The organism is Myxacorys chilensis (assembly GCF_059505265.1).
The window spans coordinates 1-19,343 of record NZ_JCACKG010000014.1; the positions used below are offsets into that span (position 1 = coordinate 1).

Genomic DNA, 19,343 nt, shown 5'->3' on the forward strand with positions numbered 1-19,343 from the left:
TCGCCTTTTAGCTTATTCAGCCCAACTTCACATAATTATCAACACAACCTAGCAATGAGCTAGCTAGGCTACCTTGGAATAATTTAGGCGACGGAATCCAAATAGATCTAGAAACAACTTTGTACAAGAAAGAGAACGTTTACCGAGTGCGATTTAACGACTACGGTGAAGTGAGCGGGCAACTAGGGCGGGTGACTCTATCTGTTACTTCAAGCAGTGCTAAAAAGCGATGTGTCATTGTGTCTAGCTTACTTGGATCAATGCGTACAGGAGAGAGCCACCCTGAGAAAAAAGACCCAAAGTGTGATTAATCTGTAGCCTGGTTCAGTTCTTTGGCATGTTGCGTTTTCTGGCGATCAAGCTTGAAGATTACTGTAGCTAAGGGAGGCAAGCAGAGATCGAGGGAGTAAGAGAAATTTTGGTATGCCCATTCATCTGTCCACTTGCCGCCCAGGTTACCCATATTACTGCCACCATAATCACGAGCGTCACTATTTAAGAGTTCTGTGTAGAACCCGGGTTCAGGAACGCCAACTCGGTAATGGCTATGTGGCTGAGGCGTAAAGTTGCAAACCGTCAAGATAAAATCATCTGACTGCTGATCGCGACGGATAAATGAGACAACGCTATGCCGATTGTCGCTACAGTCGATCCATTCAAATCCTTCTTGAGCAAAATCTTGCGTATAAAGGGCAGGTTCACGGCGATAAAGAGCATTAAGGGCAGAGACAAAGTTTTTAAGCTTTTGATGAGGGTCAAACTGGAGGAGATGCCAATCCAAATCGCTCCAGACATTCCACTCACTCCATTGACCAAACTCCATGCTCATAAATAGGGTCTTCTTGCCCGGATGGGTGAACATAAAGGCATAGAGACATCGGAGGTTCGCAAACTTCTGCCATTCATCGCCCGGCATCTTGCCGATCATATTGCTTTTTCCATGCACCACTTCATCATGCGAGAGTGCCAGCATAAAATTCTCGCTGTGGTTATACCACATGCTAAAGGTGACGTTATTCTGATGAAACTGACGGAACCAAGGATCCATGTGGAAATAATCCAACATGTCGTGCATCCAGCCCATGTTCCACTTGAGATTGAACCCTAAACCACCCACATAGGTAGGCCAAGACACCATTGGCCAAGATGTCGACTCTTCAGCGATCGACAAAACGCCAGGAAAATAGCTGAAAATAGTATGATTCATCTGCCGCAGAAAGTCGGCAGCCTCAATGTTTTCTCGCCCGCCGTATTGATTCGTTACCCATTCACCTTCTTTGCGCTGATAGTCCAAATAGAGCATGGAAGCAACGGCATCGACGCGAATTCCATCGATATGGTATTTGTCAAACCAGAAGAGCGCGTTGGCGACGAGGTAGTTTCGCACCTCATGACGCGCATAGTTAAACACTAGGGTTCCCCACTCTTTGTGTTCACCCTTGCGAGGATCAGCGTACTCATACAAGTGGCTGCCATCAAAGAATGCAAGCCCGTGACCATCTTTGGGAAAGTGGCCTGGAACCCAATCTACGATCACACCAATTCCGTTCTGATGGCACTGATCCACAAAGTACATGAAATCTTCAGGAGTGCCATAGCGGGAGGTGCAAGCGTAATGTCCAACGACTTGATATCCCCATGATCCGTCGAATGGATGCTCTGCGATCGGGAGCAATTCAATGTGAGTAAACCCTAACTCCTTCACGTAAGGAATGAGCTTATCTGCTAATTCCCGATAGGTTAAGAATCGCGCGCCTGGCTTTAGTTCTGAAACAAGCACCGCAGGCATGGTTTCTCCATCGGATAGTATGGCGGGTTCTGTGGAGGAGGTATGTAGCCAAGACCCAACATGTACTTCATAGACCGAGATGGGCTGCGCTAGGTCGTTGTGACGCCGCTTCTCTATCCACTCTTGATCCGTCCACGTGTAGGAATCTAGATCGGTGACAATCGATGCCGTTTTAGGACGGATTTCCTGCTGAAAGCCATAGGGATCAGACTTTTCGTAGATGTGCCCTTCGTTGTTCTTAATTTCATATTTGTAGTGCGTGCCTACGGTCAATTCTGGAATGAACAGTTCCCAAATTCCGATAGACCCTTTCCGCATTTGATGCTTGCGCCCGTCCCAGTAGTTGAAATCGCCAATTACAGAGACATTGCGAGCGTTAGGTGCCCAGACGGCAAAGTAAACGCCTGTGATCCCGTTCTGGGTTGTGAGGTGCGCTCCGAGCTTTTCGTAAATTCGATGGTGATTGCCTTCGGCAAATAGATAGGTATCAAGTTCAGTCAAGAAGGGAGAGCGGAAGGCGTATGGATCGTAGATCACGCGCTCAGCTTCGCCTTCTTTAATTCGCAACTGGTAGTTCACCAAATCGGGAGTATCGATCACGCATTCAAAGAAATGGGGATGATGCAGCGATCGCATCGGATACTCGCTTCGCTGCTCTGGAAACACGACCGATACCGCTTCTGCATTCGGTTGGTAAGCTCGCACCACCCAAACGGATTTGCCATCCTGCTCACTTTGATGAGGGCCAAGAACCTCAAATGGGTCGTGATGCTGGTTCCAAACAATCCGTTCTACCTGGTCTGGGGCGATCGTCATAGACATGAAGCTTACCTACCTTAAAAATCAGTTGCTTAACGGCATAAAAACAAAATTTAGAGAGACCCTAGGTTAAGGATCTGTAATAAACCGTAGCAAATCATTGCAAAAGCTACAAATAATTGGTGCTTTATTTCTCCAATCATAGATCTGGTTTGTAGATTGTCACCAAAGGTGTCCTGTTTTGCAATGAAAAACCCCAATCCAGTTTGGAAAGGGGCTACAGAGTTTTGAAATGGGCGTTTAGCTGAAATCTAGATAGAGCCTTTGCCAGCGATGAAGCGAGCAACCAGGTCAGGCGCTACCTGTGAATGTCACTTCTGGAAATTTAGATTGAGCTTCTGACATGGGGCGCTTTCTGCCCTCTTCCTGCCAATAGTTGATCACTTCAGTGGCTTTGTTAAGCAACTCGACACGATCGACCTCGGTAATCCAATGCTTCTTTTCTAATTCGGTTTTTAGCTGTTCCCAGGCATCGTTGCGGGGCCAAAAGAAGTAGGACGTTAGGGGGCTTGTCCCTTTGCCTACGACTTGATCAACCGCTAAAGCAACGTTCTCTTCTAACCAAAGAACTTTTAGAATAAACTTCGACAAAATCTAACCTCCAGCGCAGTCCCAAGCTTGCTTATCTACAGTCTGCTATTCTACCGCACAGTTTTAGTAGATGATGGAAATCTCTGAAATTGCTACAGGGATTTTTATGAACGGTTCTAGCGCGATCGCAGTCTTTGATATTGATGGTGTAATTCGAGATGTGGGAGGGTCTTATCGCCGGGCTTTGGCGGATACCGTTGAGCGATTTACGGGCGAAAACTCTCGACCGTCTTCTCAAGAGATTGATGCGCTGAAATCAGAGGGGCTTTGGAACAACGATTGGGAAGCGTCTCAAGAATTAATTTATCGCTACTTTGAGGCACAGGGGCAGCCCCGAAACGAAGTGGATTTGGAGTACCAAGATCTAGTCGCGTTCTTCCAATCTCGCTATCGCGGAACTGACCCGGAAAACTGGACAGGGTACATTTGTCAGGAGCCATTGCTGTTGGAGTCAAATTACTTCGATGCGCTAACGATCGCAGGAATTCGGTGGGGATTTTTTAGCGGAGCAACGCGAGCGTCGGCAACCTATGTATTGCAAAAACGGTTGGGATTAAAAAATCCGGTTTTAATTGCGATGGAAGATGCTCCGGGTAAACCTGATCCGGTGGGACTTCTAGAGACAGTTGATCAGCTCGAACCAGAAGCATCACCGTTACCTGCTCTCTACATTGGAGATACGGTAGCGGACATGTACACCGTCAGTAATGCGGCTGTCTTGCGCTCAAACCGTCGCTGGATTGGGGTTGGAGTCTTACCACCGCATGTTCACGAAACGGAAGAACGTAAGTCCGCTTATGCTCAGACCCTTTACGCGGCAGGAGCGATCGTTGTTTTAGACACGGTGCGAGATTTAACCCCAGAACGAGTGAGTCAGCTTGTTACTGGAGGCTAAGGAATTTTTCTAGAGCAGCCACCATGGTCGGAGGCCAACGCCGTACCGTTTTAACCCAGTTGATATCTTTGTAGCGGTTATCGAGTCCTACGGCAGACACCCACTGGCTTTCCGCTTCTCCTTTTTTGCCAGCAATCCATAGAGCGGCAGTGAGAGCGGCTCTCATATCGGCAAATCTGGGATATTTCCGAACGAGGTTTCGCATGTTGCGGATGGACTCATCAGTTTGACCCGCTTGATATTGAGCGAGGGCATGATTGGCGCGAGCAAAGGCATAGTCTGGGGCTAACTGGAAGGCTTTTTGATAGTCAGCTAGAGCGGTATCCCATTGTCCGAGTCCCGCTTCAGCGTTGCCGCGATTGTTGAATGCGGCTGGATCGTTGGGGTCAAGGTCTAACACGTGATTGTAATCTGCGATCGCGTCCTCCCATTTCCCTAAGCCCTCTAACGCTGCGCCCCGGTTGAGGTAGGGATCAGGAGCATCAGGAGCGAGTTCCATGGCTTTGTTAAAGTCCGCGATCGCATCTTCTAGCTTATTTTGACTGACCTTTGCATTCCCTCGATTGCTCCACACTGCGGCATTATCTGGCAATAGCGTTAGAATCTCCGTCCAATGCTGCTCTGCCGTTGCAAAATCACCCTTGTTCGTCGCATCAAACGCCTCCTGCCTCAGGGTTGAGAGTTTGTCAAAAAGCTCTTGAGCGGACGGCTGTTCGATTGGCTGTTCAACTAGCTGTTCAACTAGCTCAGCCGCTAGAACGGGTAACGCGCTTAAGCATAGACAACTCACCAGCAGAAGCACCAAGATTGACTTCAGCGATCGACGAATCATGTAACACGCTCCAATAGCTAGAACAGAAAAATTAGGACAGAAATGTAAGTTGGCTTTCGGGAGGCTGATAGCCCAAATGTTTCCAAGCGGCAGTGGTGGCGATGCGACCTCGTGGGGTGCGGCTGAGATAGCCGATCTGCATTAGGTAGGGTTCGTAGACCTCTTCGATCGTTTGAGCATCTTCTCCGGTGGAGGCAGCGAGGGTTTCAAGTCCTACGGGTCCGCCATTGTGTCGCTCGATCATGAAGCTGAGCAGGCGTCGATCCGTCCAGTCTAAGCCGCAGGGATCGACGTTAAACAGTTCGAGGGCTTCAGCGGCGATCGCTTGGTTCACTTTTCCGCGTGATTTCACCTCTACATAATCGCGGACTCGTTTTAATAGCCGATTGGCGATGCGAGGCGTGCCGCGAGATCGGCGGGCAATTTCCTCGGCTCCGCAGTAGGTCACCGAGGTCTTGAGTAACGCCGCGGTTCTGAGGACAATTTCAGTCAGTTCATCGAGTTCGTAAAACCGCAGGCGTTGGACTAAACCAAAGCGATCGCGTAGGGGAGAGGTAAGCGATCCAACTCGCGTCGTGGCACCAATAAGTGTGAAGGGGGACAATTTCAGCGATTGCGTCCGAGCGGAGCTTCCTTTGCCAAGAATAATATCGACCCGAAAGTCTTCCATTGCTGGATAAAGAATTTCTTCGGCAACTCGCGATAGACGATGAATTTCATCGATAAACAGCACATCCCCAGGCTGTAGACCCACCAAAAGCCCCATGACATCGCGAGGACGCTCTAACGCTGGAGCGCTGGTAATCTTGCACTGTACTCCTAACTCGGCGGCTAGAATCAGCGACATTGTGGTTTTGCCAAGTCCAGGAGGACCATAAAGCAGTAAATGATCCAGCGATTCTTTTCTAGCTTTCGCCGCTCGAATGGCAATATCTAAAACTTCTTTGAGATCTTTTTGCCCAACGTACTCTGCTAAACGTTGGGGACGCAGTTTTTCTTCCTGCCTGCCATGCTCTTCTGGTTCAGGTTCAGCTTGCAGCACAGCAGCGCGACCTTGACTGTGATCATTGCTGTGATCATTTGAGTCAAGATTAGCTTGCAAGACAGCCGTTCGAGGAGATTTAGGAGGTTTACTGCCGCCAGAAGCAGTCTTCACACTCAACGGGAGTTGCCCGGACTGCGCCTCGTCAGACTTGTCTGGCTCAGGAGACTGCTTTTTAGAGGAGATAATCGCCATAATTGAGAACAATCATACCTGTAGACATTCAACCCGTAGACATTCAAAAAGATGGAGATTCAGCCACAGTTTCTAGTTTCTGACCCCATTCCATTTGAGCAAGCCATTGATCTCACCCAATCACTAATGGCAGCATTACAGCACGATCGCTTGACAGAAGCAGAACTTGAAAGCATCATAACCGCCTTGGTTAAAACTGAAAACGGCGCACGGGGATTTTTCGTCACTTATCTGACCGATCAGCAGCCCACTGCCGATCAATCGTCCCCGGCGGTAGTGGCAGCGCTGCGATCGTCCCCAGAGATCGTAAGTGAACTGCTGGTGAAAAATCTTGCCATGTCAACCGCCATGATAGTAACTCATACCGGAAATCAAAACCTCGAATTAGCTGCCGGATCAGAGCGAGTTCAACGGCGAACAATTGAGTTAATGAAGCAGACACAAATTGAGGCGATTTTCGTCAAGCTAGAGCAGTTGCGCCGAAGCATAGAGACGCATGGTGTAGAGACCCTTACGGGGGAGTTCCAGAGCTTTTTGCAGCGCTGGAACTATAACGAAGCCCAACGACGAGCGATCGCACAGGTGATTTCTAGGGTCATGACCTGATATTCTGACAGGAATTATGTTACGTCTGAGCATAAGTACTGTTTGAGCAAACCACACATTGTTTAAGCAAAGTTTAAGCAAATGTTTAAGCAAACCCACGTTTTGAGCTAGGGAAGGGGAAACACAATTTGTTGAACTCTGTCAAAGCTGTCACTCGCAGCGCGGCTAGAAATGCCCGAAAAGTACTAATTCTGCGACCCTGGTTGGTGAAACTTGATCTGCTCAGAACCCTTGTCCAACGGGATTTAGATGCACGATACAAAGGCTCGGTGCTGGGCAACGCTTGGGCATTGCTAAACCAGCTTGCTCAGCTATTGGTTTACACCTATTTATTTTCTGTTGTTCTAAAGCTCAAATTAACGCTTAAAGGATTGCCAGCAAACGACTTTACGTTTGGGCTTTGGCTGTTTGCCGGTCTGATTCCGTGGGTGGCGTTCACGATGGGCTTGAGCCAGGCTGCAAACTCAGTTGTTGCCCAGCCGAGTTTGGTCAAGAAAGTTGTGTTTCCGCTTAGTCTGTTGCCCCTTGTGCCCATCCTTTCTGCATTTATTGAAAGCTCAATGGGCTTGATGCTGCTGATCACGTTTGTCGCCTTCTCCATGCAAACCATTCACAGTACCCTTTGGCTATTTCCCTTAGTTTGGATTCCGCAACTGCTGCTCACGGCAGGATTAAGCTATTTAGTCGCAGGCTTAACGGTTTTCTTAAGAGACATTCCGCAGACCGTTGGTGTGATTCTAAATCTCTGGTTTTACGTTACACCGATCGTTTATCCGGCAACCATGATTCCCGAACAGTGGCGATTTTGGGTGTTTTGGCTCAATCCCATGACCGCGATCGTCGAACTGTACCGGGATTTAGTATTAGTGGGAAAAATACAGCATTGGCAGGAATTGGGTGTTGCTACAGGTGTATCGATTTGTATGTTCGCGATCGGAGTTACCGTCTATCGGCGGTTGCGTCCTGCTTTTGCAGATGTGCTGTAACATTTGAGTTATTTGAGGTGTGAGCGTTAGAGGAAGCAACACAACGGTATGAGTGAGAGCATTATTTCTCTGAAAAATGTGTCCAAGTGCTTTAAGCGGTATGCAAAGCCTGTCGATCGCTTAAAAGAACTACTGCTTCCAAGAAAGAGCCAAGCTGACGTGTTTTGGGCACTGCAAGATATTCAATTAGAGATTTTCAAAGGCGAAACAATTGGCATCGTCGGTCGGAATGGGGCTGGAAAAAGTACGCTACTTCAACTGATCACAAAGACGCTGACACCAACTACTGGAGAGATTGGTGTCCACGGTCGTATTTCTGCCCTACTAGAACTCGGAAGTGGATTTAACCTAGAATTTACTGGACGGCAAAATGTGTTTTTTAATGGTCGAATTTTAGGGTTAACACAGGCAGAAATCGAGGCAAAGTTTGACGAAATTATCGCTTTCGCGGATATTGGAGACTTTATCGATCAGCCCGTCAAAACCTACTCTAGCGGCATGTTTGTGCGTCTTGCTTTTGCCGTTGCGGTCAATACCGATCCAGATATTCTGATTGTGGACGAAGCATTAGCGGTGGGAGATATTTTCTTTCAGCAAAAATGCTTTGACCGGCTGCGACAGATGAAAGAATCAGGCGCGACGTTACTCTTTGTGTCCCATGATTCCGGTGCCGTTTGCAAGTTGTGTCACCGAGCGATTTTGATCGAGCATGGCAGAATCGTTCTTGATGCCTTACCTAGACAAGTTGTGGATCTATATCAGGCTAAGTCTCTTCAGCAGCAAGACGTTGAGCCAGAATTGACTGAAATTACCGTTTCTCCCAGTTTCGCAACCGAAGACGATGCCTCCTCTACTATTGCGCTCACCTCAAAAGCCGCCATAATTCAGTTTGTTCGGTTTCTCGATGAAGACGATCAAGAAATTTACTCCATCACCAGTGACTCTCTGTTGCACCTCTCGATCGGCATTCTATTTAGGGAGGAGGTAGATGATCCGCACGTTGGATTCAAGATTCGTACCCGTATGGGAGAGGTCATTTTTGAATCGAACACGTTCTGTATGGGTAGATCCATTGGAATTGTGTCTGCTGGGACACTGTTGAATGTTCGATTTCGCTTTGAGGTGCCTTTAATCCCACAGGATTACACGATTACAACAGGAGTCGCAAGTGGCGGTGTGGGAGAGCATCAGTTCGAGCGATCGCTAGCCGTGAATCACAACACTGCTGTCTTAAAAGTCCTCAGAAACCAAGATACAATCCTCTGGAACGGGGTTGTAAATTTGAATCCAACCGTGACGTTCTCTAAGCAAAGTAGTCTCGAAAATCAACCGTTCTCCTCTAAGCTTTGATCAACCGACCCGAATGGCTTTAGCTGAATCGCTACTCAAAACAATCCAGCCCTATACGATGGTGACTCAAGACAGGTTAGAGAACCTCGCGCTCTTGGGGAAATACCTCAACATTGATCAAATTCCTGGGGATTTTGTTGAGTGTGGAACTTATCGTGGCGGAACGGCTGCCATTCTCTCGCAATTCTTGGAGCAGTCGAGGCATCTTTGGCTGTACGACAGCTTTGCAGGTATGCCAGAGACAACCGAGAAAGACGGCAATGCGGCAAAACAGTGGGTGGGCAAATGCGTGGCGTCGGAGCAAGATGTTCGAGAAGTGCTGCGATTAGTAGGGATGTCCCCAGAACGCTACACAATTCAGCCAGGATGGTTTGAGACGACGTTTAAGCAGAAATTACCTCAGCAAGTTGCCCTGCTCCATTGTGATGCGGATTGGTACAACTCAGTTCTGCTGGTGCTTGAAACGTTTTACCCACTGATGCCAGTTGGAGGGTGTGTGATTTTGGATGATTTTGGACATTGGGAAGGTTGTCGAGAGGCCTTTTATGAGTTCTGCGATCGCCACCAAGAACGCCCCGTTTTAGAACGGGTTGGAACTGATCAAGCCTTTTGGATTAAGGGACGCACCCACAACCGAGTGCCGATTTCAGCGCTTCACCAACACCCAGTTCTGCCCTCAGGAGTTCAAGCAGAACTGCAAGCCTCTCACCTTCAGATCACACAATTGCAGCAGCAGATTAGCCAGATTCAGACCGAGATGGAAGCCATGCGATCCAGCAAATTTTGGCGCTTAAGAACCCAGTGGATTCGCCTAAAACAGACCCTTGCACCCAATCGGCCTTAGAGAGGACAAACGATGTTTAGCATGATGTCGGCGGAAGAGCGCCAGTATCTTTATGATTTTGCAAAAGAGGAGTACACAGGACAGGGGGCGATCGCGGATCTGGGGTGTTGGCTAGGTGCATCCACAACGGCGATCGCACGGGGGCTTCAGGAAAACAACGATCCGAAGTTACGCAGCACAACCATTCATGCCTTTGACATTTTTGAATGGGAACCCAGCATGGAGTTTATGGTGAAAGGAACTCCGTTACAGCATCGCTTCGCTTCGGGAGATAATTTCTTAGAAGAATACTTAAATCAGATTGCACCTTGGAAAGATCAAGTCCAAGTTTATGCTGGAGATTTGACTCAATTCCAGTGGAACAATGGCGCGATCGAGTTCCTGTTTGTAGATGCGATGAAAGGATGGAATCTAGCAGACAGCATTGTTCGCATCTTTTTTCCAGCTTTGATTCCTGGAAAATCAATCGTCTTTCATCAAGATTTCTCCTACTACGGGACATATTGGATTCACCTTGTCATGTATCGGTTGCGATCGTACTTCCAGCCGGTCAAAGATATTCCGAATTCCTGGGGCGTGGCCTTTCGATATGAAAAACCAATGCCAGCGGAGCAGCTTCAAGCCACTTACGACTTAAGGGACTTCTCCATCGATGAGATTGATCAAGCCTTTGAGTATTCTGCTCAGATCGTAGGCGAGGAGAAGCGATCGCAGATTATTGGCGCAAAAGTAAAAGCTCTCTTTGAAGCAGGCGAGCCCCAACGGGCGCATCTCACCCTACATCAAGCCATTGCGTCTCATATTTCAGACGCCGAGCTGTATCTGCCGCTAGGATTAAGCTTTGCCGCTCAGATGATGAGCTATTTCAGCCAGCCAAGGGAAAATGAGGAGCCTCTAAAAACGCAGATTCAGAGCCTACAAGCTGCCCTGCAGCAGACCGACGCTCAACTAAAAGACGCTCAAATCAAGGTGGACCAGCTGCATGCCACCATCAACGTAATGCACCGTAGCAAATTTTGGCAGCTACAACAGAAATGGACTCGATTGAAGCGCTTCTTGGGCTTGCTATACTGAGTTCGGTTTAGTGAATAAGTGTGGCAATTATGGTGGCGAGTGCAAAGCAGCCTTCAGTGACGGATTTTAAGAACACTGGAGAGCGACATATTCCCGTTCAGGCCGGAGATGATATGTCGTTAGCGAATGTGGATCACATGATTCGCTATGCCTTCACTGCCCCTTTTGTGAAAGATAAACGGGTTCTCGATATTTCCTGTGGAAGTGGGTACGGGTCGCAGTTCATTGCCTTACAAGGTGCCCGTGCCGTCGTTGGCGTCGATGTTGATGAGGACTCTATCCGGTTTGCCTCCACGTTCTACAGTCATCCTCACGTCAAGTATATTCAGTCGGATGCCCATTCCATTCCCTCCCTTGAAGACGCTTCGTTTGATGTGATTGTCTCCTTTGAGACGATTGAACATTTGCAATACCCAAGACAGTTTCTGTCTGAATTACGTCGCCTTCTAAAGCCGAGTGGACAACTGTTTATTTCGTGCCCCAACGACTACCGAGCTACGCCTTGGCTGAGTCCATTTCATCTACACAAGTTCCGGTTTACCGAATTTCGAGATTTATTTCTGAGTGTTTTTGGAGAAGGAGTTCTGATTGGGCAGCACTTTGTGGTTGCGAGTTGTTTAGTCAAGCCGATCGCACCCGATTCTAAAACGGCTTGGTTACAAGAATATAAAAAATCTCTTCCGCCTGATTTCTTCGAGCGGCAGTATCTTGAGCATCTTTCCTCCATCGAAAATGGAGAAGGCTATCTAGCAATTTACGGCGTGGATGAGAGCTTGATTCAGAATCAGATGAGTATTTCTCAGAATGCATTTCAAGTGCTGATGCGGAATCTGTGCGATATGACGCAAGTGCACAATCATACGGGGCAGCTACATCAACAATTGCACCAACTTCAATCCGAACTCGCGCACATTACTCAGGTAGCCGCGCAAGCCCAAGAACGAATTCGGGCTATGGAAAGCAGCAAATTTTGGCGACTGAGAATGCTGTGGATTCAGATTAAGCGAGGACTGAGATTACCTGTTAACGAATAGGCGTCATTTCGGGCGATCGCAACCTGTCGTGAGAGAATTAAATCAATGGGGAACAGCAAGTTCTGAACGCTGCGATCACTATGGTTTCAGGCAAAGTAAAGGTTAGGCTTACGGATAGCTGGACTACCGTATTCAGAATACGCTCGATGTAGATTAGATTCAGTATTCAAGCAACATTTAGAGATCTGCAAATGGATAAAACCACTGAACAAGTTGTACCAAATTGTCCCCTAGACGATTTCAATGTTTTTCTTCACGAATTACGCAGTCGTGAGTTGCAGAAGATTCCAGGTGGGGCACAGGTTTTCTTGAGCGGTGGTTGTTCAGGCGCTTGGTATTTTGAGTGGATCAAGTCAAATTATGCGGGCATCACTAAACACATTGGCGTTGAAGCGTATTCCCCCCGGCCTGATAGCTTACCGCCTGAGGTTGAATGGATTAATAATCACCTTGGAAACATGTCTTCCATCGCCTCTTCCTCTGTAGATCTGGTCTTTGCTGGACAAACAGTGGAACACATGTGGACACAAGATTTAATCAGCTTTTTGTGTGAATCTCACCGCGTTTTGAACTCAGATGGGCTGCTTGTCTTAGACAGTCCAAATCGCCGTATTACTCAGCATCTAGGCTGGTATCATCCTCAGCACACAGTAGAGTTTAACGTAGACGAGATCGTAGAGTTAGTTCAACTGTGCGGGTTTGAAATTTTCGCTATGAGAGGAGTGTGGCTATGTTACGATTCCGAATCGTATCGCTTTCTTCCCCTTGATCCAACCTCTTCATTTGCTGATCGAGATTACAAGGAGCGTGTGCTTCTATCAACTGATCGTCCAGAAGACTGCTTTACCTGGTGGTTAGAAGCGCGTAAGAAACCATTTGCAACTCCTCATCTTCAACAAGCGATCACCTTAGCCAATAAGATATATGCTGAGGCGTTCCAATACTCTCTAACCCGTTCTTTCTCAAATATAGGTCAGCGGGTATTTAGAGGTTGGAACCAATATGTGGAGACGGAATTTAATGAAAGCGGCTATGCTGTTTATGGTCCTTATGTACCTCTTCAAGCAGGGTTCTATCGGGTCGTTTTTAATATGGCTACTATGGGCACATCAAACCCTCGCCTATTTAAAAATGCAGTGTTAGCTGAGATTGACGCAAGTTGCGATTGTGGCGCTCGTATCTTTGCAAAAAAAGCCGTTACCCACAATGACATGATGAAAACCTCGGAGCAAGCCTTTGATTTTGAGTTAAAGGAAACCACCTTTGGAATTGAGTTCCGAGTTCTGGTGACCGGAGCACTGCCCCTCCAGATTCGTGTTCCTGCGCAACTTCTGATCCTACATGCGACGTCATAAAGCATCTTCTTGCAACTGGACATTAGTAGAAACGCAATTAGTGTTGTGTTACTCCAGATAGGGAGCTAAATATAGTTGATTATGTCATCTATCTATCTCAACCCATTTAAATTCTATTAGAGACGATCGCTCAGTATGGCAAAACGGGTTGTTGGCACTGTCATTACAAAAAGTTTCTTGGCTCATGCTCGCACTTTAGCCGAATCTTTAATCGAGCATAATCCTGATGTCGAACTGTATGTTCTATTGGCCGATCGCATCGATCATTATTTTGATCCGTCTGTAGAGCCGTTTCATCTGATTCAGTTAGAAGATCTTCCAGAATTTGATGTAGTGAGTCGGATGTGTTTTTACTACACACCGTTTGAGTTGTGCTGTGCGTTGCGGGGATATTTGCACGAGTATATTTTCCACCATACGTCTGCTGAAAGCTGGATATTTCTAGATGCAGACATCATGATATTTCACTCGCTCGACGCCATTTTTAAGCAGGTTGAAGAAGCGTCAATTGTCCTCACACCTCACCTTCAAACCTTCTCTACTTCGCCTACAGAAGCTGATCTCGAAATTATTGTTCTTAATGCTGGCTTATACAATGCCGGATTTCTTGGACTGAAGAGAACGGAAGAAGCACTCAAATTTATTCTTTGGTTTAAGCAGCGATTGCAGGACTACTGCTTCAACGATGTTGCTGTAGAAAATGCAAGGGGGCTGTTTGTGGATCAACGATGGTTGAATTTAGTTCCTCTCTACTTCAAAGACGTGTCCTTGCTATCGGCAGCGGGTGCCAATTTGGGGCATTGGAACCTGATTGACCGGACGCTAGACTTTCAGGATGGCATCATCACTGTGAATCAGCAGCCTTTGTTCTTCGTTCACTTCAGTGGATGGGATATTGAGAATCCTGAGCGCATCTCAAAATACAGCACGCGCTACGACGACGTTGAAGTTTTGGCTTGGAAGCATATCTCAATCCCGTATCGGGAGAGACTACTCAAAAACGGTTACGAAGCTACGACGCAGCATCCTTGTGCCTTTGTCTCATTTGAAACCGGAGAACCCATCTCTCGCGAAATGCGCCGCCTGTATTATGGCAATCTAGCAAAGGGAATGGTTGAACCCAAATCACCCTTTACCGATCCGGCTTATTTCCACACGCAACCGTACATTCCCAGTGAAAGTAAAGTGCTGTTGAGAGAAAAATTAGCGCGATCGCAAGAACAAGGCAATCAACTTCAAGAGGAGTTAATTGCAACTCAGGCTTCTCTTGCCCAGACTCAAGCAGAACTCGGTTCAATCAAAGCGATTCTGCCGCAAACTCAGGTAGAACTACTGCAAGTTCAAACCGATTTATCCCATTCTCAATCGTGTTTGTCTCAAGCCCAGACAGAATTGGCACAAACTCAGGCAGAATTACAGCATGTGCAGATAAAACTGGCACAAACGCAAACAGAACTAGCACAAGCGCAAACGGAACTAGCACAAACTCAAACGGAGTTGGAGCAGCTTCAAGCACAGGTTGAAGAAATTAAACGGAGTAAACTTTGGGCAATCAGAGAAATGTGGAACCGGCTGAAGCAAATTGTAGGTTTCAGTGGTAATGGGTGATAAATTGATACCTGTGCAATTGTAGTAAGCGTGATTTGTAATGACCAGGCGTGTTCTATTTCAGTTAAATCAAGTTGAACACTTAGACACACTTGAATTGAATGATGAAATCGACATGGAAGAGCAGAGCGTATTAGAGCGCTTGACTGACGTTTACAACGAATCTATATCTTGTCTCGCGCCCAAACCTTTTTTGGAAGAGCCGCTATTAGTCGAGAAAAAGCCGTTGCCTAGCATTGCAAATATCGAAATAGATGGCAATTATTTGCTCTTTTTCAACGATATTTACAAGAATAGATTTCGTTCCTGGTTAAAGCAAATTCTGAAGAAGCTAACTTGGCCTATTTTGAAGCGTCAAGTGTATTTTAACTCCGCAATCCGCGAACTGGTGTACAAACTCATGCAGCAAGAGTATGAGTTTCGTCTACAGCAATTGAAAGTCCAGTCCAAAGTTTCTGAGTTAGAGCAGCAAGTGCAGCAACTTTCTGAGCAGGTTGAACAGCTTTCGTCTATCAATCAACAAGCGATGAATTTGTTGGAATCCATTCATCAAGGACAGGAGAGCAATCGCAACTTTAAAGAATTGGTTGGCGATCGCGAAACACAATCGCTTGAATAATTGATTCAATAAGCAAGCTGTGGGCTGTTAAGTAAGACGACGTTTGAACTTACAAGGTGGTGTTATCAATGAGGATTGGAATTGATATTCAGGCTCTACAGACAAAAGACTCTAGAAATAGAGGCATTGGTCGCTATACTCAGTCAGTGATTGAAAACCTGCTACTTGAGCCTAACAGCAATAGTTATCATCTTTTTGCAAATAGAACACTTCATCCGCCCGATATTGATCCTCAAATCTACCCATACACTTACGTTAATTATGAACAGATCGGAAGTTCAAATATTAATGATTTGCTATTAAAAACTACATTCTCATCGAACAATATTGATGCCGTTTTTATTTCAAGTCCGATGGAAGACTTGGATGCTACGATTCCAAACTATAAGAATTTTTGTAAGAAAACCTTTGTAATTTGCTATGACTTAATTCCGCTCCTATTTCGAGAGCGATATTTAGCTGATCCAAATATGAATAGCTTGTACATGAGACGCCTGTCAAATGTGCAAAATGCAGATTTTATATTTGCCATTTCCGAATCTACTCGCCAAGATGCAATCAAGCATCTCAATATTGCTCCTGAGCGAATTTTGAATGTGTCAGGTGGTGTTTCTCCCTTCTTTAAACCGATTGACTCTCGCGATCACGGCCAATGGCTGGAAGAATTTGCCCAAAAGTTTGGAATTACTAAACCATTTATTCTCTATACGGGTGGAGAAGATTGGCGAAAAAATATTGAAGGACTAGTGAAAGGATTTTCTAAACTACCTAAAGAGATAAGAAACTCATATGAACTTGTGATCGCCTGCAAAGTTTCTGAATTATTTTCTAGAGAATTAAAGAATTTAGCTTCGTCACTCGGCATTGAGCAATCTCTGATTTTGACCAATTACATTACAGATGAAGAACTGAGAGCGTTGTACTCAACTTGTTCGCTATTTGTTTTTCCGTCATTCTATGAAGGATTCGGTCTACCGCTGCTAGAAGCAATGGCCTGTGGTGCGCCTGCTATCGCCAGTAATCAGTCGTCTTTACCAGAAATTTTAGGAGTTCCAGAACAACTTTTTGACCCTTCTTCAAGTGAAGATATGGCAAGAGTGATGCAGAGGCTTTTATCCAATGAGCCTCTCAAAAGATCTGCTGCGAAAGAATCGATTCGACAAGCAGCAACCTTCACGTGGGATTCTGTAGCTCAAAAAATGGCAGATGTCTTTGCAGAGCATCAGCCGCTTGAGCGAACGACGATCGCATTCGACCGAATTAAACATCAAGAATCCAAAGTTCAAGCGGCGTATTTCAGCCCATTTAAGCCTTTAAAGTCTGGAATTTCAGACTATAGCCACGATTTATTACCTGCACTATCTCAACATTTTGACTTTGATTTCTATCACGACCAAGGATACTCACCTCAGCTTTCTCCAAGCCAGAATTTGTATTCATATACTCAATTCGAGAAGCAATGCTTGTCTAAAGACTACGAAGCTCTAATCTACCAGATTGGAAATAGTGAATTCCATTTTTATATGTATGCTCACTTGATGAGATATTCTGGTATTTCAGTTTTACACGATTACTATTTGGGGGGGCTTATTAATGCAATTAGCGCTTTCCGTCCAGAATTAGGAGTGACTCTCGCAGGTGAATTAAAGCACAACTATGGTGAGGAGAAAACGACTGAAATTTTAGATTTGCTTCAGCGACAAAAGTTAGATATTTGTCAAGATTTTTCTAGACTTGGCATCTATCTCAATCGAAGAGTATTTACCCGTTCTCTTGGCGTGATTGTACACAGCTCATGGGCTTACAAACTAGCCATTGGTGCTTATGCCCGTGATAATGAATGTATTATTCATATTCCGATCGAAGTTCCACCTTTTCCAGTACAGCAGAGCTTACAAGACATTCGATATCGTTTAGGAATTCCGGTAGAAAGCATTGTAATTTCGACGTTTGGATTTGTTCATCAAACAAAACGAGCGTTACCAATTTTGAATGCATTTAAGCGGTATGCTACTCATTATCCTTCGGCCTACTTAATTTATGCTGGCGGCACTGAATACTTTGAGGCAATTGATCTCAACGACGAAATCGAGAAACTCGGCTTAGTGAACCAAGTTAAGGTGACTGGATTTATTAGCTCACTTGAGTTTAACCAATACATTGCTGCTAGTGATATTTGTCTTAGTTTAAGATTTCCATTTAACGGTGAAAGTTCAGCTTCTTTGGTACGAACGTTATCTGCTGGAAAACCGACTGTGGTTACAGATATTGGTTCTTTCGCTGATTTTCCTGATGATGTTGTTCTCAAGATTCCTCAGCCCGATCAAGCAGACGAAGTTGAGGAAATTCTCAAGGCGTTGCTCATATTGACTGAAAATCCGGCATATCGATCTTCTTTGGGAGCAAATGCTGTAGAGTACGTCACGCGAGAGCATTCACCGGAACGATGTGCGCGACTTTATGCTGAATTCGTTCGGCAAGTTCTGCGATCACAGCAAGCAAGGCGTAAACTACTGGTTGATCAAATTGGTCGGGAGTTAGCAAACTATTCTACAGACGATCCTCAAGCACTACTGACTGGTTTTGCTAAAGCGATTGATTCAAACTGCATCAGTTCCGTTTAGAGTGCAAAGAATTCTAGGAATTGAAGCTCGTTTCCACTTTCACTCTTGTCAATCCTTATTAATTGAGTAAAAAAATTGATCAGTATGGCGAAGAAAGCTTTAATCACTGGATTAACTGGACAAGACGGATCATATCTAGCTGAATTGCTAGTCGATAAAGGCTATCAAGTCTTTGGTTTAGTGCGGCGGTCAAGTTCTGGCAACCTCGATCGCATCAATCACCTTGCTGATAAGGTTGAGATTCTCTCTGGCGATCTCCTCGATCAGTCCTCGCTAATGGACGTGATTACCGAATCTAGTCCAGATGAAATTTACAACTTAGCGTCTCAAAGCTATGTGCCTTTATCTTGGACTCAGCCTGCCTTGACAGCAGAATATACTGCCTTAGGAGTGTCTCGGTTGCTCGAATCAATTCGACGCTGCAAGCCAGACGCCCGATTTTATCAAGCCTCCAGTAGTGAAGTTTTCGGGCAACCAGATGAATCACCTCAAACTGAGCAAACCGCCTTTCGTCCTCGTAATCCCTACGGTGTCGCTAAAGCTTACGCGCACTGGATGACCATCAACTATCGTCAGAAATATGGGTTGTATTCCTGTTGCGGCATCACTTACACTCACGAATCGCCTCGCCGAGGGACAGAGTTTGTATTTCGCAAGATTACTCACGCGGCTGCCATGATTAAGCTAGGCATGAGCCAAGACCTTAAGCTTGGGAATCTTGATGCTAGGCGGGACTGGTGTTATGCCAAGGATGCCGTTCATGCGATGTGGTTTATGTTGCAGCAAGATAAGCCCGATGATTTTATTATTGCCAGTGGTGAAACCCACTCTGTACGGGAATTGGTGGAATGTGCGTTTCGCTGTGTTGGTTTGAATTGGGAGGACTACGTTTCTGTCGATCCATCTTTCTACCGCCCGGATGAAGTCGTGCAGTTGGTTGGCTCGATTGACAAAATTCGCAAGCAGTTAAACTGGCAACCTCAATACTCCTTTGAGCAGCTTGTAGAGTTGATGGTTGACCATGATTTAAAGCGATTGAGTGAGAAGTAATAGTTGAGTTGACGTTTTCTTAAGCAGCAA

Annotated in this window: 16 protein-coding genes; 12 read left to right on the forward strand and 4 right to left on the reverse strand. The window is 46.0% G+C overall.

Going from position 1 to position 19,343, the window contains the following annotated elements:
* Positions 1-307: 307 nt before the first annotated feature.
* Entirely contained in the window at positions 308-2,611 is a 2,304-nt protein-coding gene (glgB, locus tag AC5JLB_RS00685; protein WP_495871933.1) for a 1,4-alpha-glucan branching enzyme, read from the reverse strand.
* Between the two features lie 288 nt (positions 2,612-2,899).
* Positions 2,900-3,199, reverse strand: coding sequence for a 30S ribosomal protein PSRP-3 (locus tag AC5JLB_RS00690; RefSeq protein WP_162421800.1), 300 nt, complete (start codon positions 3,197-3,199; stop codon positions 2,900-2,902).
* 106 nt (positions 3,200-3,305) lie between these two features.
* Here AC5JLB_RS00690 and AC5JLB_RS00695 point away from each other — a divergent pair, with 106 nt between their 5' ends.
* Entirely contained in the window at positions 3,306-4,094 is a 789-nt protein-coding gene (locus AC5JLB_RS00695) for a TIGR01548 family HAD-type hydrolase (protein ID WP_495871934.1), read from the forward strand.
* Here AC5JLB_RS00695 and AC5JLB_RS00700 read toward each other — a convergent pair.
* Together AC5JLB_RS00700 and ruvB are read right to left on the reverse strand one after the other, a co-directional pair.
* Positions 4,081-4,926: a tetratricopeptide repeat protein gene (locus AC5JLB_RS00700; protein WP_495871935.1), complete on the reverse strand. Its 846-nt coding sequence runs from the start codon at positions 4,924-4,926 to the stop codon at positions 4,081-4,083. The genes AC5JLB_RS00695 and AC5JLB_RS00700 overlap by 14 nt on opposite strands.
* Positions 4,927-4,957: 31 nt before the next feature.
* On the reverse strand, positions 4,958-6,163 hold the full coding sequence (gene ruvB, locus AC5JLB_RS00705; protein ID WP_495871936.1) for a Holliday junction branch migration DNA helicase RuvB: 1,206 nt from the start codon (positions 6,161-6,163) through the stop codon (positions 4,958-4,960).
* 51 nt (positions 6,164-6,214) lie between these two features.
* Between ruvB and AC5JLB_RS00710 the strand changes: the two genes are divergently transcribed.
* From AC5JLB_RS00710 to AC5JLB_RS00760, 11 genes are all read left to right on the forward strand, one after another.
* Positions 6,215-6,769: a sll1618 family protein gene (locus tag AC5JLB_RS00710; RefSeq protein ID WP_495871937.1), complete on the forward strand. Its 555-nt coding sequence runs from the start codon at positions 6,215-6,217 to the stop codon at positions 6,767-6,769.
* Between the two features lie 128 nt (positions 6,770-6,897).
* On the forward strand, positions 6,898-7,755 hold the full coding sequence (locus AC5JLB_RS00715) for an ABC transporter permease (protein ID WP_495871938.1): 858 nt from the start codon (positions 6,898-6,900) through the stop codon (positions 7,753-7,755).
* A gap of 48 nt (positions 7,756-7,803) precedes the next feature.
* Positions 7,804-9,105 carry an ABC transporter ATP-binding protein gene (locus AC5JLB_RS00720; protein WP_495871939.1) on the forward strand — a complete coding sequence of 434 codons (1,302 nt, stop codon included), beginning with the start codon at positions 7,804-7,806 and terminating at the stop codon, positions 9,103-9,105.
* A gap of 13 nt (positions 9,106-9,118) precedes the next feature.
* Positions 9,119-9,949 (forward strand): TylF/MycF/NovP-related O-methyltransferase, encoded by an 831-nt coding sequence (locus AC5JLB_RS00725; protein ID WP_495871940.1) that lies wholly within the window; start codon positions 9,119-9,121, stop codon positions 9,947-9,949.
* 12 nt (positions 9,950-9,961) lie between these two features.
* Complete coding sequence (locus AC5JLB_RS00730; protein WP_495871941.1) at positions 9,962-11,023, forward strand: class I SAM-dependent methyltransferase; 1,062 nt, start codon at positions 9,962-9,964, stop codon at positions 11,021-11,023.
* 29 nt (positions 11,024-11,052) lie between these two features.
* Complete coding sequence (locus AC5JLB_RS00735; RefSeq protein WP_495871942.1) at positions 11,053-12,057, forward strand: class I SAM-dependent methyltransferase; 1,005 nt, start codon at positions 11,053-11,055, stop codon at positions 12,055-12,057.
* 191 nt (positions 12,058-12,248) lie between these two features.
* Positions 12,249-13,412 carry a methyltransferase domain-containing protein gene (locus tag AC5JLB_RS00740; RefSeq protein WP_495871943.1) on the forward strand — a complete coding sequence of 388 codons (1,164 nt, stop codon included), beginning with the start codon at positions 12,249-12,251 and terminating at the stop codon, positions 13,410-13,412.
* Between the two features lie 135 nt (positions 13,413-13,547).
* Entirely contained in the window at positions 13,548-15,020 is a 1,473-nt protein-coding gene (locus AC5JLB_RS00745; protein ID WP_495871944.1) for a hypothetical protein, read from the forward strand.
* A 40-nt stretch (positions 15,021-15,060) separates the two neighbouring features.
* Positions 15,061-15,639, forward strand: coding sequence for a hypothetical protein (locus AC5JLB_RS00750; protein WP_495871945.1), 579 nt, complete (start codon positions 15,061-15,063; stop codon positions 15,637-15,639).
* A gap of 68 nt (positions 15,640-15,707) precedes the next feature.
* Complete coding sequence (locus AC5JLB_RS00755) at positions 15,708-18,263, forward strand: glycosyltransferase (protein WP_495871946.1); 2,556 nt, start codon at positions 15,708-15,710, stop codon at positions 18,261-18,263.
* A gap of 84 nt (positions 18,264-18,347) precedes the next feature.
* Positions 18,348-19,313: a GDP-mannose 4,6-dehydratase gene (locus tag AC5JLB_RS00760; RefSeq protein ID WP_495871947.1), complete on the forward strand. Its 966-nt coding sequence runs from the start codon at positions 18,348-18,350 to the stop codon at positions 19,311-19,313.
* The last annotated feature ends 30 nt before the right edge of the window (positions 19,314-19,343 follow it).